Origin of the sequence: Pseudomonas sp. NFACC05-1, from assembly GCF_900100135.1 — a bacterium.
GTDB classification, from domain to species: domain Bacteria; phylum Pseudomonadota; class Gammaproteobacteria; order Pseudomonadales; family Pseudomonadaceae; genus Aquipseudomonas; species Aquipseudomonas fluorescens_Q.
This window is the reverse complement of the sequence record NZ_FMTR01000030.1, coordinates 1-13,719: the sequence shown is the minus strand read 5'-3', so window position 1 is coordinate 13,719 and position 13,719 is coordinate 1. Positions and strand designations below refer to the sequence as shown.

Annotated in this window: 13 protein-coding genes; 10 read left to right on the top strand and 3 right to left on the bottom strand. The window is 62.0% G+C overall.

Going from position 1 to position 13,719, the window contains the following annotated elements; all coding sequences use genetic code 11:
• The first annotated feature begins 229 nt into the window (after window positions 1-229).
• The 7 genes from prfB to BLO97_RS27275 all read left to right on the top strand — a co-directional run bounded on the left by prfB (window position 230) and on the right by BLO97_RS27275 (window position 7,103).
• Window positions 230-1,325 (top strand): peptide chain release factor 2 gene (prfB, locus tag BLO97_RS27305; protein ID WP_095963568.1). Its coding sequence is split into 2 segments (ribosomal slippage): window positions 230-301 and window positions 303-1,325, totalling 1,095 coding nucleotides; the frame shifts between segments, so codons are not numbered across the junction.
• A 108-nt stretch (window positions 1,326-1,433) separates the two neighbouring features.
• The gene (gene lysS, locus BLO97_RS27300) at window positions 1,434-2,936 is read left to right on the top strand and encodes a lysine--tRNA ligase (protein WP_057448378.1); all 1,503 of its coding nucleotides are present in this window, start codon (window positions 1,434-1,436) and stop codon (window positions 2,934-2,936) included.
• Window positions 2,937-3,037: 101 nt separating this feature from the next.
• The gene (locus tag BLO97_RS27295; RefSeq protein ID WP_058545985.1) at window positions 3,038-3,754 is read left to right on the top strand and encodes a TetR/AcrR family transcriptional regulator; all 717 of its coding nucleotides are present in this window, start codon (window positions 3,038-3,040) and stop codon (window positions 3,752-3,754) included.
• A 165-nt stretch (window positions 3,755-3,919) separates the two neighbouring features.
• Complete coding sequence (locus tag BLO97_RS27290; RefSeq protein WP_072343518.1) at window positions 3,920-4,474, top strand: hypothetical protein; 555 nt, start codon at window positions 3,920-3,922, stop codon at window positions 4,472-4,474.
• A gap of 36 nt (window positions 4,475-4,510) precedes the next feature.
• Window positions 4,511-5,788, top strand: a complete 1,278-nt coding sequence (locus BLO97_RS27285; protein ID WP_063322801.1) for a flavohemoglobin expression-modulating QEGLA motif protein — start codon at window positions 4,511-4,513, stop codon at window positions 5,786-5,788.
• Window positions 5,789-5,871: 83 nt separating this feature from the next.
• Complete coding sequence (locus BLO97_RS27280) at window positions 5,872-6,777, top strand: alpha/beta hydrolase (RefSeq protein WP_003198158.1); 906 nt, start codon at window positions 5,872-5,874, stop codon at window positions 6,775-6,777.
• Complete coding sequence (locus tag BLO97_RS27275) at window positions 6,774-7,103, top strand: PA3694 family proteiin (protein WP_003198160.1); 330 nt, start codon at window positions 6,774-6,776, stop codon at window positions 7,101-7,103. Before BLO97_RS27280 ends, BLO97_RS27275 begins: the two co-directional genes overlap by 4 nt.
• An 88-nt stretch (window positions 7,104-7,191) precedes the next feature.
• Here BLO97_RS27275 and BLO97_RS27270 read toward each other — a convergent pair whose 3' ends face one another.
• The 3 genes from BLO97_RS27270 to BLO97_RS27260 form a co-directional block, all read right to left on the bottom strand.
• A complete protein-coding gene (locus BLO97_RS27270; protein ID WP_063325159.1) occupies window positions 7,192-7,980 on the bottom strand; it encodes a lipotoxin F family OmpA-related lipoprotein LptF in 789 nt (262 codons plus the stop codon).
• Between the two features lie 51 nt (window positions 7,981-8,031).
• Window positions 8,032-8,445, bottom strand: coding sequence for a DUF4398 domain-containing protein (locus BLO97_RS27265; RefSeq protein ID WP_003198164.1), 414 nt, complete (start codon window positions 8,443-8,445; stop codon window positions 8,032-8,034).
• A 283-nt stretch (window positions 8,446-8,728) separates the two neighbouring features.
• Window positions 8,729-9,073: a pilin assembly protein gene (locus BLO97_RS27260; protein ID WP_072343512.1), complete on the bottom strand. Its 345-nt coding sequence runs from the start codon at window positions 9,071-9,073 to the stop codon at window positions 8,729-8,731.
• 179 nt (window positions 9,074-9,252) lie between these two features.
• Here BLO97_RS27260 and ppc point away from each other — a divergent pair, with 179 nt between their 5' ends.
• From ppc to tsaB, 3 genes are all read left to right on the top strand, one after another.
• Window positions 9,253-11,883: a phosphoenolpyruvate carboxylase gene (gene ppc, locus BLO97_RS27255; RefSeq protein WP_092143992.1), complete on the top strand. Its 2,631-nt coding sequence runs from the start codon at window positions 9,253-9,255 to the stop codon at window positions 11,881-11,883.
• 291 nt (window positions 11,884-12,174) lie between these two features.
• Window positions 12,175-12,822, top strand: coding sequence for an adenylate kinase (adk, locus tag BLO97_RS27250; RefSeq protein ID WP_072343510.1), 648 nt, complete (start codon window positions 12,175-12,177; stop codon window positions 12,820-12,822).
• Between the two features lie 93 nt (window positions 12,823-12,915).
• The gene (tsaB, locus tag BLO97_RS27245; RefSeq protein ID WP_092349108.1) at window positions 12,916-13,593 is read left to right on the top strand and encodes a tRNA (adenosine(37)-N6)-threonylcarbamoyltransferase complex dimerization subunit type 1 TsaB; all 678 of its coding nucleotides are present in this window, start codon (window positions 12,916-12,918) and stop codon (window positions 13,591-13,593) included.
• Window positions 13,594-13,719 lie beyond the last annotated feature (126 nt).

The following is a 13,719-nucleotide window of genomic DNA, read 5'->3' as shown; positions in this document are numbered from 1 at the left end:
TGGGCTGCGCAGCAGACCTGAAACCAGGCGGCTCGGTGTATCAGATGAGTTGAGTCGCTCCTTTTGGGGCTGCTGCGCAGCCCAGCGGGAGCAAGCTCCCTCGCCACAGGTCCGTGTTGACCCACCCCTGAGTATCATTGCCCCTAAAGCCGCCAGGCGGGCTGCCGCTGGCGCTTGATTACGTTATACTCGCCGGCTTTCAAAAGTTCGCCAACGAGTGCTGCCCGCCATGGAAATCAACCCGATCCTTAACACCATCAAGGACCTGTCCGAGCGCTCCGAAACTATTCGGGGGTATCTTTGACTACGATCAAAAGCATGAGCGTCTGACCGAAGTCAATCGCGAGCTTGAAGATCCGAATGTCTGGAACAACCCTTCGTACGCCCAGGAGCTGGGCCGCGAGCGTTCTGCGCTGGCGCAGATCGTCGAGACCCTGGACGAGTTGTCCAGCGGCCTGGCCGATTGCCGCGACCTGCTGGACATGGCTGTCGAAGAGAACGATGAAGGCGCGGTCGGCGATGTCGTCGCCGAGCTGACACGCCTCGACGAGAACCTCGCCAAGCTGGAATTCCGTCGCATGTTCAGCGGCGAGATGGACATGAACAACGCCTACCTGGACATCCAGGCCGGTTCCGGCGGCACCGAAGCCCAGGACTGGGCCAACATCCTGCTGCGCATGTACCTGCGCTGGGCTGACAAACGCGGTTTCGACGCCACCATCATGGAACTGTCGGCCGGTGAAGTCGCCGGGATCAAGGGCGCTACCGTGCACATCAAGGGTGAATACGCCTTTGGCTGGCTGCGGACCGAGATCGGCGTGCACCGCCTGGTGCGTAAAAGCCCGTTCGACTCCGGCAACCGTCGCCACACCTCGTTCTCGGCCGTCTTCGTTTCGCCGGAAATCGATGACAACATCGAGATCGAGATCAACCCGGCGGATTTGCGCATCGACACCTACCGTTCCTCCGGGGCCGGTGGCCAGCACGTCAACACCACCGACTCGGCCGTACGGATTACCCACGTACCGACCAACACCGTGGTCAGTTGCCAGAACGAGCGTTCCCAGCACGCCAACAAAGACACCGCGATGAAGATGCTCCGGGCTCGCCTTTACGAGCAGGAAGTGCAGAAGCGCAACGCGGCGTCCCAGGCACTGGAAGACACCAAGTCGGACATCGGCTGGGGTCACCAGATCCGTTCGTACGTGCTCGATGCCTCGCGGATCAAGGATCTGCGGACCAGCATCGAACGCAGCGATTGCGACAAGGTGCTCGATGGCGATATCGATGAATACCTGATCGCCAGCCTCAAACAAGGGCTGTAACGCGACACCCATGCGGCGGGCAGGCACGCTTCCATCAAGGAGCAGGCTGGCCCGCAAACTCCGGCCCGGGGCCGGGGGCAACGAACCTGTGATGGAATCCTTAAAGACATGAGCGACCTAGAACTCGACCCGCAAGCCCTGCAACAGGAAGAAAACTCCCTGATCGCCCTGCGCAAGGAAAAGCTTGCTGCCGAGCGCGCCAAGGGCCAGGCCTTCCCCAACGACTTCCGCCGCGACGCCTACTGCGACGTCTTGCAGAAGCAGTATGCGGACAAGACCAAGGAAGAGCTGGCCGAGGCGGCGATTCCAGTCAAGGTGGCCGGTCGTATCATGCTCGACCGTGGTTCGTTCATGGTGATCCAGGACATGACCGGTCGCATCCAGGTCTACGTCAACCGCAAGACCCTGCCGGAAGAAACCCTGGCCGCCGTCAAGACCTGGGACCTGGGCGACATCATTGCCGCCGAAGGCACCCTGGCCCGTTCCGGCAAGGGTGACCTGTATGTCGAAATGACCAGCGTGCGCCTGCTGACCAAGTCCCTGCGCCCGCTGCCGGACAAGCACCACGGCCTGACCGACACCGAGCAGCGTTATCGCCAGCGCTACGTCGACCTGATCGTCAACGAAGACGTGCGCCAGACGTTCCGCGTGCGCTCGCAAGTCATCGCTCACATCCGCAGCTTCCTGATGAAGCGTGACTTCCTGGAAGTCGAGACGCCGATGCTGCAGACCATCCCCGGCGGTGCGGCGGCCAAGCCGTTCGAAACCCACCACAACGCCCTGGACATGGAAATGTTCCTGCGCATCGCGCCGGAGCTGTACCTCAAGCGGCTGGTGGTTGGTGGCTTCGAGAAAGTCTTCGAGATCAACCGAAATTTCCGTAACGAAGGCGTTTCGACCCGGCACAACCCCGAGTTCACCATGCTCGAGTTCTACCAGGCCTACGCCGACTACGAAGACAACATGGACCTGACCGAGGAGCTGTTCCGCGAGCTGGCGCAGCTTGTTCTGGGGACCACCGACGTGCCGTACGGCGACAAGGTGTTCCACTTCGGCGAGCCGTTCGTGCGCCTGTCGGTGTTCGACTCGATCCTCAAGTACAACCCTGAACTGACTGCCGATGACCTGAACGACATCGAAAAGGCTCGCGCCATCGCCAAGAAGGCCGGTGCCAAGGTGCTTGGCTTCGAAGGCCTGGGCAAGCTGCAAGTGATGATTTTCGAAGAGCTGGTCGAGCACAAGCTGGAACAGCCGCACTTCATCACCCAGTACCCGTTCGAAGTGTCGCCGCTGGCCCGTCGCAACGACGAGAACCCAAGCGTGACCGACCGTTTCGAGCTGTTCATCGGTGGTCGTGAAATCGCCAACGCCTATTCCGAGCTCAACGATGCAGAAGACCAGGCCGAGCGTTTCATGGCCCAGGTGGCTGACAAGGATGCCGGCGACGACGAAGCCATGCACTACGATGCCGACTTCGTGCGTGCCCTGGAGTACGGCATGCCGCCGACCGCAGGCGAAGGCATCGGCATCGATCGCCTGGTGATGTTGTTGACCAACTCGCCGTCGATCCGGGACGTGATTCTCTTCCCGCACATGCGGCCTCAAGCGTAAGTGCTTCAACTAAAAAGCCGCCTCGATGGGCGGCTTTTTATTGCCTGTCTGGTACAAACGTATCAATTGGTTAGTTTTTCAAAGAGCGAGGAAGACCTGTCGTGAATCGTGCAATGGCTTCAGAAGGTGCCGCGGGCGTCGCCACGGCTGTCGCTGAAAGTGTTCAGTACCAGGGCCGCAAGGCCAGCCGACAGGGCAGTGAGCAGCGTCGCCAGGAGATTCTCGACGCGGCCATGCGCATTGTGGTGCGCGATGGCGTGCGAGCCGTGCGTCACCGCGCCGTGGCCGCCGAAGCCGGCGTGCCGCTGTCGGCCACCACCTATTATTTCAAGGACATCGACGACCTGCTCACCGATACCTTCGCCCAATACGTGGAGCGCAGCGCGGCGTTCATGGCCAAGCTGTGGGCCAGCAACGAAGGCTTGCTGCGGGAAATGGTCGCTTACGGTGACGGCAGCGCCCAATCGCGCTCGCAACTGGCGGACGACATAGCCCGGATGACCGCCGACTACGTGCAACACCAATTGGACAGTCGCCGTGAGTACCTGATGGCTGAACAGGCCTTCCGCCAGGAAGCGCTGCTCAACCCGCGCCTGGCGGTGCTGGTGCGTTCCCACCAGCAGATTTTGCTGCACGGCACCTGTCAGTTTTTCCAGGTATTGGGCTCCCGTGAGCCGCAACAGGATGCCAAAGTGTTGACGGCGATTATCGGACGGATGGAATATCAGGGCTTGCTCAATGGCGCCGAGCCGGTAGCCGATGAAGATATGCTCGGCATCCTGACCCGCTACATGCACCTGGTACTGGCGTCGGTGTGAATTACACCGTTCCCTGTGGCGAGGGGATTTATCCCCGCTGGGGCGCGTAGCGGCCCCAAAACCAGCCAACTGGGTACATCTGGCTAACTGAGCTGACTGCAAGGGGGCTGCTCCGCAGCCCAACGGGGATAAATCCCCTCGCCACAGATGCCATAGGGAGTTCAAATGAAAGCCTGGCGTGCCGTTGTCCTGGCCGTGTCGTTGCTGTTGCTCAGTGGCTGCCTGGTGTCCTTCAAGGCACCGTTGCCGCAAAGCGAAGCCGCGCCAGAGGGCCTGCTCGGTCACTGGACCAGCACCAATGCCTGGGGCGAACCGTTGAACCTGGAGCTGACGAAGGTCGGCAGGCACCGCTACCAAGCCATCAGCTACTTCAGGGCCAGGCCCCATGAGCGTGAAGCCATCCCGTTGACTGTTTCCCGTCATGGCAGCCGCTGGTACGTGTCGGCCAAGGTGCCGGCCCGGTTTGGCGGCCACTATTTGATCGCCGGTTTCGAGTTGACCGACAAGCAAGAGCTGGTGGTCTACAACCTGGACGTGGATCAGATCAACCAGGCCATCGGCCAGAAACGCCTCAGCGGCCAGCCGAACCAGAGCGAGGAAGGTGACGGGGTGCTGGTGGACAGCGACATGAACAAGGTTTTCAGTTACCTCGACGACCCGGCCAATTCCGATGTGTTCTCGGAGGCCGTGCGCTACCAGCGGCTGGTCAAACCCCAATAACAGCAACAAGCGGACGTTTTTTCACAGGAGTTCCGGGTGGACGATTACCAGCAGACGATACGCACCTTGTCCGATCGCATTGTGCTGGCGCAAACGCCGATTCGCATCCTCGACGCGGTGAAGTGGGACGAGAACATCCGCAAGGGCTTTCTCAAGGCCAAGGGCAAGGAAATGCCTGCGGTGGATCGCGACTATTACCTCAACCGGCCACTGTCCTTCGATTCGAGCAAGGTGAAGCTGGAGTTCCAGAACATCGAGCGTGACATCACCCGCCAGCTTGGGCAGTTCAACCCGGTTGGCCAGATCATGCGCCGCATGTGCAAGGAATACCGCATGGTGGTGCGCATGCTCGAGGCCCGTGGCACCGAGGATTTCGGGCTGATCTCCCAGGAGCTCTATGGCGCCGCCTCCGATGCCTTCCACGCCGGCGACCCGACCCTGGCCGACCTGGGCCTGATGCTCTCCGATTACCTGAACAACATCGATGGCCGTGGCGACCTCAAGGACGAGCCGAAAGTCCTCAGCGCCAAGGAAGCCGTCAGCCTGCTGCAACACCGCCTCAACCGGGTGTTTGGCGAGGCCGAGGAAACCATCCGGGTATTCGAGTCCGATGGTATCGTGGCCGACGCAGCGGCGGGCGCGGACTACATCAAGATCCGCACCGATGCGATGTTCAACGAGCGCGACGTGCGTGCGTTGGAAGTTCACGAAGGGCTGGTGCACGTCGGCACGACGCTCAACGGCCTCAACCAGCCAATCTGCACCTTCCTGTCCAAGGGCCCACCCTCGTCCACGGTCACCCAGGAAGGCCTGGCGATCCTGATGGAAATCATCACCTTCGCCTCCTACCCGAGCCGCCTGCGCAAACTGACCAACCGTACCCGGGCCATTCACATGGTGGAGGAGGGCGCCGATTTCCTGCAGATCTTCGAGTTCTTCCGCGAGCAGGGTTTTGAAATGGCCGAAAGCTACGGCAACGCCAGCCGGGTGTTCCGTGGCTCGGTGCCGACGGGGCTGCCATTTACCAAAGACTTGTCCTACCTCAAGGGCTTCATCATGGTTTACAACTACATTCAGTTAGCCGTGCGCAAGGGCAAGCTGGAACAGGTGCCGCTGCTGTTCTGCGGCAAGACCACCCTCGAGGACATGCGTACGTTGCGGCAACTGGTGGACGAAGGCCTGGTGGTACCGCCCAAGTACCTGCCCGAGCAGTTCCGCGACATGAACGCCTTGTCGGCCTGGATGTGTTTCTCCAACTTCCTGAACCATCTGAGCCTGGACCGGATCGAAGCGGATTATTCCAATATCCTTTGAGCATCACACTGTCCAATTGTGGGAGCGGGCTTGCTCCCGCAGGGGACCGTGTTCCAATTCTGTTTTTTGCGAGGCTTCACCGGATGCGAACCCTCGGCATCATTTGCCTATTGTTGGCCCTGAGCGGTTGCAGTTCCCTGCTGTTCTACCCCGAGCACGGCCTGCCGTTCACCCCGGAGCGGGCCAGGCTCGAGTACCGTGACGTCACCCTGACCACCGCCGACGGTCTCAAGCTTCACGGCTGGTGGCTGCCCGTAAAACCGGGTGTGGAGGTCAAGGGCACGGTCCTGCATTTGCACGGCAACGGCGGCAACCTGGCCTGGCACCTGGGCGGGAGCTGGTGGTTGCCGGAGCAGGGCTACCAGGTGTTGATGGTCGACTACCGGGGTTATGGCCTGTCCGAAGGCGAGCCGAGCCTGCCGGCGATTTACCAGGACATTGACGCCGCGTTCCAATGGCTCGACCAGGCGCCCGAGGTGCAGGGCAAGCCGCTGGTGCTGCTCGGCCAGAGCCTGGGCGGTGCGCTGGCGGTGCATTACCTGGTCGAGCATCCGCAGCGCCAGCGACAGCTCAAGGCGCTGGTGCTCGATGGCGTGCCCGCCAGCTATCGCGACGTCGGCCGTTTTGCCCTGAGTACGTCCTGGCTGACCTGGCCGTTCCAGGTGCCGTTGTCCTGGCTGGTACCGGACGGTGACAGCGCGATCAGTTCCGTGGCGCAATTGAATGGCGTGCCGAAATTGATCTACCACAGCCTGGACGATCCCATCGTTCCCCTTTCCAATGGCATCCGCCTGTATCAAGCTGCGCCGCCGCCGCGGGTCCTGCAATTGACACGCGGCGGCCATGTGCAGACGTTCGCCGACCCAACCTGGCGCACTGTGATGCTGCGCTACCTCGACGATCCCCAGCACTTCGACGGCCTGCGCCGCCTGGGCGAGGTCCCGAATTACCCGAAATCACCCGTTGAATCACCAGAGAGCCCGCAATGAGCGAAGAACGTAACGCCATCCCCCTGATCATCACCGGTATCTGCAGCATCCTCGGTACCGTTGCGACGCTGTGGTACTACGGCTACCTGCACTTTGCCAAGCCTGAGGATGCGTTGCTGCTCAACCAATTCACCATGCTCAAGACCGTACCGGGCGAGGACTACAAGGTTTCCCTGGAACCGGCCCCCCAGGTTGCCCAGTGCATCGATGGTGTGCTGGTGTTGTTCGACACCGAGCAGAAAGGCCTGACCGGCGTGCTGATCAACGAGAAGAAACGCGCGGTGCGCTGCATGGGGCAGGAGACGCCGCAGAAACTGCAGCCGTAACCCCAAGCCCGCTCCCACAGGGGGAACAAGCCAACAAAAAGCCCCGCCTGATTGAAGTCAGGCGGGGCTTTTTGTTGCCCTCAGTCGATCAGTTGGCGCTCATGGTCGAGCGCGGGGCCACTGGCTGGTTGTCGTTGGAGATGGTCACTTCCACGCGACGGTTCATGGCACGGCCCGAGACGCTGGTGTTGTCAGCCACGGGGAATTCCTTGCCATAGCCTTGGGTCACGATACGGTCCATGTTCACGCCCATATTCACCAGAGCCATACGCACCGAGTTGGCGCGGCGCTCGGACAGCGACTGGTTGTAGGAGTCCGAACCGGTGCTGTCGGTATAGCCTTCGATGATCACCTTGCGGTCCGGGTTTTCCTGGAGGAACTGCGCCAGTTTGTTCACATTCGTCATGCCGCTGGCGCGCAGGTCGGACTTGTTGGTGGCGAACAGCACGTCGCCGAAGGTCACCAGCGTACCGCGTTCGGTCTGCTTGGCGTTGAGGCTGTCCTGCAGTTGCTTGATCTGCGCGTTACGCGCATCGAGCAAGGCACGCGCACGTTCGTCACCGGCGTTTTTCAACTCGGCTTCGGCGTTGCGCAGGGCGATGGTCTGCTTGGCCACTTCGACGCGCTGGTTGGTCAGGTAGGCCAACTGGTCGACCTTGGCTTCGTCTTCCTTGTCCATATAGGCCTTGTCAGCCTTGGCCAGGAAGTCGGCGGCGTCCTTGGTTTCCAGTGCGGCCACTTTGGTCGCCGCTGGATCAGCCTGCAGGCCGTTGTAATTGGTGCGGGCCTGTTCCAGGTTCGCGTTCGGGTCGTGGGAGCAAGCGGCCAGGGCTACGCAGGCAGCGAGCAGGGCGGGCATCATCAAGTGTTTGTGCATCATAGTCTGTCGTCCTTTTATCAATGAGAAGTACGTCGTGGCGTGAACGGCTTACTGAACCTTGTTCATGCCTTCCTGACGCAGTTCCTGAACCCCTTTCTGAGAATCCTTGAGTGCTTGTTCGGCCTTGGCGGCCTGAGCCTTGCGCTCGGCGACGCGGGCGTCCCACTCGGCCTGTTCGGCCAGACGCTTGGCTTCGTCGTACTTCTTGTCATGCATGGCGATTTCCGCCTGCTTGAGTTTGTCCTGGGCCGATTTCATTTCCACAGCAGCGAATTCGGTACCGCCGGCGCTGACGGCGCTGTTGACCGCCGATTGGGTCACCGCGTACTGCTCCGAAGGTGGATTACCGGCGCAACCGGCGAGAATGAAGCTGCTACCGATCGCCAGGGCAGCCAACTTCAAGCCGCGCAGGCCAGTGGATGAGGGTTTGGCAGTGCAGGTATTCATAGGCTTCAACTCCATTGGAAAACTCCTGAAAAAACGACAAATCCATGCTGGGACCGAAGCCGTGACGTCTGGTTTGGCGCTGGCGCCAAGGCGCGTTTATTTAAACAACCGTTCCAGTATGGTTACTCGGTGTGACCCGAGGCGTTTTTCAAAAGTTCAGCGAAGATGGCCATTCGCCAAAAGAATTACTGACTGATCGGTCAGCGGCAAAAAAGCTGAACTTTCAAGGCGCGCAGCGGTATTGCGGCGCGGGTGGAAAGCCACCGCGCCGGAAAGTCGCAACCAGGAATGAAAGCGGTCAGTGTTTGGATTTGTCGTTCTGCGAGGAAAGGTCGTGCAGATGCCGCCGGGACAAGGCGAGGAATCGTGGGGTCGGACCCACGTCTTCGTACAGCGGGTCGCCTTCTTCATCGGTGGCGACGACTTGCGAGCCCTTGATGTAGGGGAAGCTGGCTTCCAGCTCTTCCAGTGCCGCTCCGATCAGCTCGCCGAGCAGCTCCTCGGGCTGGCGCTTGGGGTACATGTCGCAGATTGCTGCCAGCCGGGCGGCGGCTTCCACGTCCAGGTGAATCGTGTAGCCAGTCTCGGTCAGACGGCCCTTGGCGTTTTCTTCCCAATGCTGGGCAAGCTCACGAATTTTCATGATGACCTCAATAAGCCTGCTCGTGGCAGGCGCGGTGAGTGACAAGCCGTTGTGTGGCTTAATCATGAGACTAGCTTTGTCCTGCAAGGTTTAAAGTCCCTTCGTCGCTTGTCAGAAACGGTGGGCATCGGCACTCTCTAATCCAAGAGCTGTCCGGACTTTTTGCTGGAGAAATGCTGATGACCGATATCGATGCACGCTTGCGCGAAGACGTTCACCTGCTGGGTGAGTTATTGGGCAACACCATCCGCGAACAATACGGGGATGCGTTTCTCGACAAGATCGAGCAGATCCGCAAGGGCGCCAAGGCTGACCGACGCGGTTCCGTGGACGCCGAACTCAGCGCCAGCCTCAACCAGTTGAGCGAGGACGAACTGCTGCCGGTGGCGCGGGCATTCAACCAGTTTCTCAACCTGGCCAATATCGCCGAGCAATATCAACTTATCCACCGCCGCGAAGAATCGCAGCCGGAACCCTTCGAGGCGCGGGTGTTGCCCGAGCTGCTCGCCCGGTTGCGGGCCGAAGGCCATGGCGCCGAGGCCCTGGCCCGGCAATTGGGGCGGCTGGAGATCGAATTGGTCCTCACGGCACACCCCACGGAAGTGGCTCGCCGTACACTGATCCAGAAATATGACGCCATCGCCGCGCAACTGGCGGCCCAGGATCACCGCGACCTGACCAGCGCCGAGCGCGCGCAGATTCACGAACGCCTGCAACGCTTGATCGCCGAAGCCTGGCACACCGAAGAAATCCGCCGCACCCGGCCAACCCCGGTGGACGAGGCCAAGTGGGGGTTCGCGGTGATCGAACACTCGTTGTGGCAGGCCATTCCCAATTACCTGCGCAAGGCCGACCAGGCCCTGCATGCCGCGACCGGCTTGCGCCTGCCGCTGGAGGCCGCGCCAATCCGTTTTGCCTCGTGGATGGGCGGCGACCGCGACGGCAACCCGAATGTCACCGCTGCCGTGACCCGCGAGGTGCTGTTGCTGGCGCGGTGGATGGCGGCGGACCTGTATCTGCGTGATGTCGATCAACTGGCGGCCGAGCTGTCCATGCAACACGCCAGCGAGGCCTTGCGTGCCCAGGCCGGCGACAGCGCCGAACCTTATCGCGCCGTGCTCAAGCAATTGCGTGAACGCCTGCGCGCCACCCGCAACTGGGCCCACGCCTCCTTGAGCGCCGCCACGCCGCCAAGCGCCGACGTGTTACAGCACAACCGCGAGCTGCTGGACCCCCTGGAGCTGTGCTACCACTCGTTGCACGAATGCGGCATGGGTGTGATTGCCGACGGGCCGCTGCTCGATTGCCTGCGCCGGGCGGTGACGTTCGGTCTGTTCCTGGTGCGCCTCGATGTGCGCCAGGACTCGACGCGCCATACCGCCGCCATGACGGAAATAACCGACTACTTGGGGCTGGGGCGCTATGAGGATTGGAACGAGGAGCAGCGCATCAGCTTCTTGCTGGCGGAACTGAGCAACCGGCGTCCGCTGCTGCCGGCCCATTTCAAGCCATCGGCCGATACGGCGGAAGTCTTGGCGACGTGCCGAGAAGTGGCCGCGGCGCCAGCGGCGTCCCTGGGTTCCTACGTGATCTCCATGGCCGGTGCGGCTTCCGATGTCCTCGCGGTGCAGCTGTTGTTGAAGGACGCCGGCGTGTTGCGGCCAATGCGCGTGGTACCGCTGTTCGAGACCCTGGCCGACCTGGACAACGCCGGGCCGGTGATCGAGCGGCTGTTGCTGCTGCCCGGTTATCGCTCGCGGCTGCAAGGTCCTCAGGAAGTGATGATCGGCTATTCCGATTCGGCCAAGGATGCCGGGACCACTGCGGCGGCCTGGGCGCAGTATCGGGCCCAGGAGCGGCTGGTGGACATCTGCCGCGAGCAGCAAGTCGAACTGCTGTTGTTCCATGGTCGCGGCGGCACCGTGGGCCGTGGTGGTGGTCCGGCGCACGCGGCGATCCTGTCCCAGCCACCGGGTTCGGTGGCCGGGCGTTTCCGCACCACCGAGCAGGGAGAAATGATTCGTTTCAAATTCGGCCTGCCGGACATCGCCGAACAGAACCTCAACCTTTATCTCGCCGCCGTGCTCGAAGCGACGCTGCTGCCACCGCCGCCGCCCACGCCGCAGTGGCGGGACCTGATGGACGAGCTGGCGGCCGATGGCGTCCGTGCCTACCGCGCCGTGGTGCGGGAAAACCCGCAATTTGTCGAGTACTTCCGCCAGTCCACCCCCGAGCAGGAACTGGGGCGCCTGCCCCTGGGCAGCCGTCCGGCCAAGCGTCGGGCCGGTGGCATCGAAAGCCTGCGGGCGATCCCGTGGATCTTCGGTTGGACCCAGACCCGCTTGATGCTGCCGGCCTGGCTCGGCTGGGAAACCGCACTGAGCAAGGCCCTGGAGCGTGGCGAAGGCGAGCTGTTGGGGCAAATGCGCGAACAGTGGCCGTTCTTCCGGACCCGCATCGATATGCTGGAAATGGTGCTGGCCAAGGCCGACGCCGACATTGCCCGCTCCTACGACGAGCGTTTGGTGGAACCTGGGCTGCTGCCTTTGGGTGCGCATTTACGCGACCTATTGTCGCAGGCGTGCTCGGTGGTCCTTGGGTTGACCGGTCAGTCGCAGCTACTGGCACATAGCCCAGCCACGCTGGAATTCATTCGCCTGCGCAACACTTACCTCGACCCACTGCACCTGCTGCAGGCCGAATTGTTGGCGCGCTCGCGGCGGCAGGATGTGGCCCAGGGCAGCCCCGTGGAACAGGCGTTGCTGGTGTCTGTGGCGGGGATTGCCGCCGGTTTGCGCAATACCGGCTAAGATCAGGCAGCGCACCGAAACGGCTCGTCCGGCGTTCCCGGGCGTTGTCCGTGGGGGGAGGGTAAGGGTTGGCCAGGCGACAGTTTGTTGCTCGGTTGCGACTCTCGCCACCTCCTCCGAAGGTCGTATCGGGTGCGGGTTCCTCCGACTTTCGGCGGCTTGTGTGGGTCGGGCCTGCTGTGTATCTTGATCAGCCTTTGGCCGTTTGGGCGGTCACGATCCTGTTTTTCGAAGATTGGCCCCACGAGGCGAATCCGAGCGTTTTACATAAAAAAATTGAGGAGCACATCGATGCGCGTCATTCTGCTGGGAGCTCCCGGGGCCGGTAAAGGTACTCAGGCAAAGTTCATCACCGAAAAATTCGGTATCCCGCAAATTTCCACTGGCGACATGCTGCGTGCCGCAGTCAAGGCGGGCACCGAGCTGGGCGTCAAGGCCAAGAGCATCATGGATGCCGGCGGCCTGGTGTCGGATGACCTGATCATCGCCCTGGTCAAGGATCGTATCGCTCAAGCCGATTGCGCCAACGGCTTCCTGTTCGACGGCTTCCCGCGCACCATTCCCCAGGCCGAAGCCCTGGTGACTGCCGGTGTTGAGCTCGATCACGTGGTCGAAATCGCGGTCGACGACGAAGAGATCGTCCAGCGCATTGCCGGTCGTCGCGTCCACGAGCCATCTGGCCGTGTCTACCACACCGTCTACAACCCGCCGAAAGTCGCGGGCAAGGACGACGTTACCGGTGAAGAGCTGGTGCAGCGCAAGGACGACACCGAAGAAACCGTGCGTCATCGCCTGTCGGTCTACCATTCCCAGACCAAGCCGCTGGTGGCGTTCTACCAGAACCTGTCGGCTGCCCAGGGCAAGCCGAAGTACAGCCACATCCCGGGCGTTGGCTCGGTCGATGCGATCACCGGCAAGGTGCTCGAAGCGCTGAGCTGAAAAGTCTGATCAGTTGCATCAACTACGGCCCGCTTGCGGGCCGTAGTTGTTTATACTGGCGCACTTTTTTCCACCTGATTTACGGACACATCGATGAGCACCTTGCTGGCCCTGGACACCGCGACTGAAGCTTGCTCCGTTGCCTTGCTGCACGACGGCAAGGTCACGAGCCATTACGAGGTGATCCCGCGCCTGCATGCGCAGAAGCTATTGCCGATGATCCAGAAACTGCTGAGCGATGCCGGGACGACCTTGCAGGCAGTGGATGCGATTGCCTTCGGTCGCGGGCCGGGGGCTTTTACCGGCGTGCGCATCGCCATCGGCGTGGTGCAAGGGTTGGCGTTTGCCCTGGAGCGGCCGGTGTTGCCGGTGTCGAACCTGGCGGTGCTGGCCCAGCGCGCCTTGCGTGAACAGGGCGCCCGCCAAGTCGCAGCGGCCATCGATGCGCGCATGGACGAGGTGTACTGGGGCTGCTATCGCGAAACCGACGGCGAGATGCGCCTGGTCGGTGCTGAGGCGGTATTGCCACCCGAGGCCGCGGCGTTGCCAAGCGGGGCCGACGGTGCATGGTTCGGTGCCGGTACCGGTTGGGGCTACGGCGAGCGCATCGCCGTCAGCCTGACCGGCCAGGACGCCTCCCTGCTGCCTCACGCCGAAGACCTGCTGGCCCTGGCGCGCTTCGCCTGGGAGCGCGGTGAAGCCATTCCCGCCGATGATGCGCAGCCGGTGTACCTGCGGGACAAGGTGGCAACGCCCAAGTCCGAGCGGTAAAAAGCATCACGCCACTCTCAAGCGGGCAGCGTTGTGGCGAGGGAGCTTGCTCCCGCTGGGTGGCGCAGCCGCCCCCGTTTTTCCCAACCACTGAAGATGTTCCAGCCCGGCGACAGTGGCGTCTGC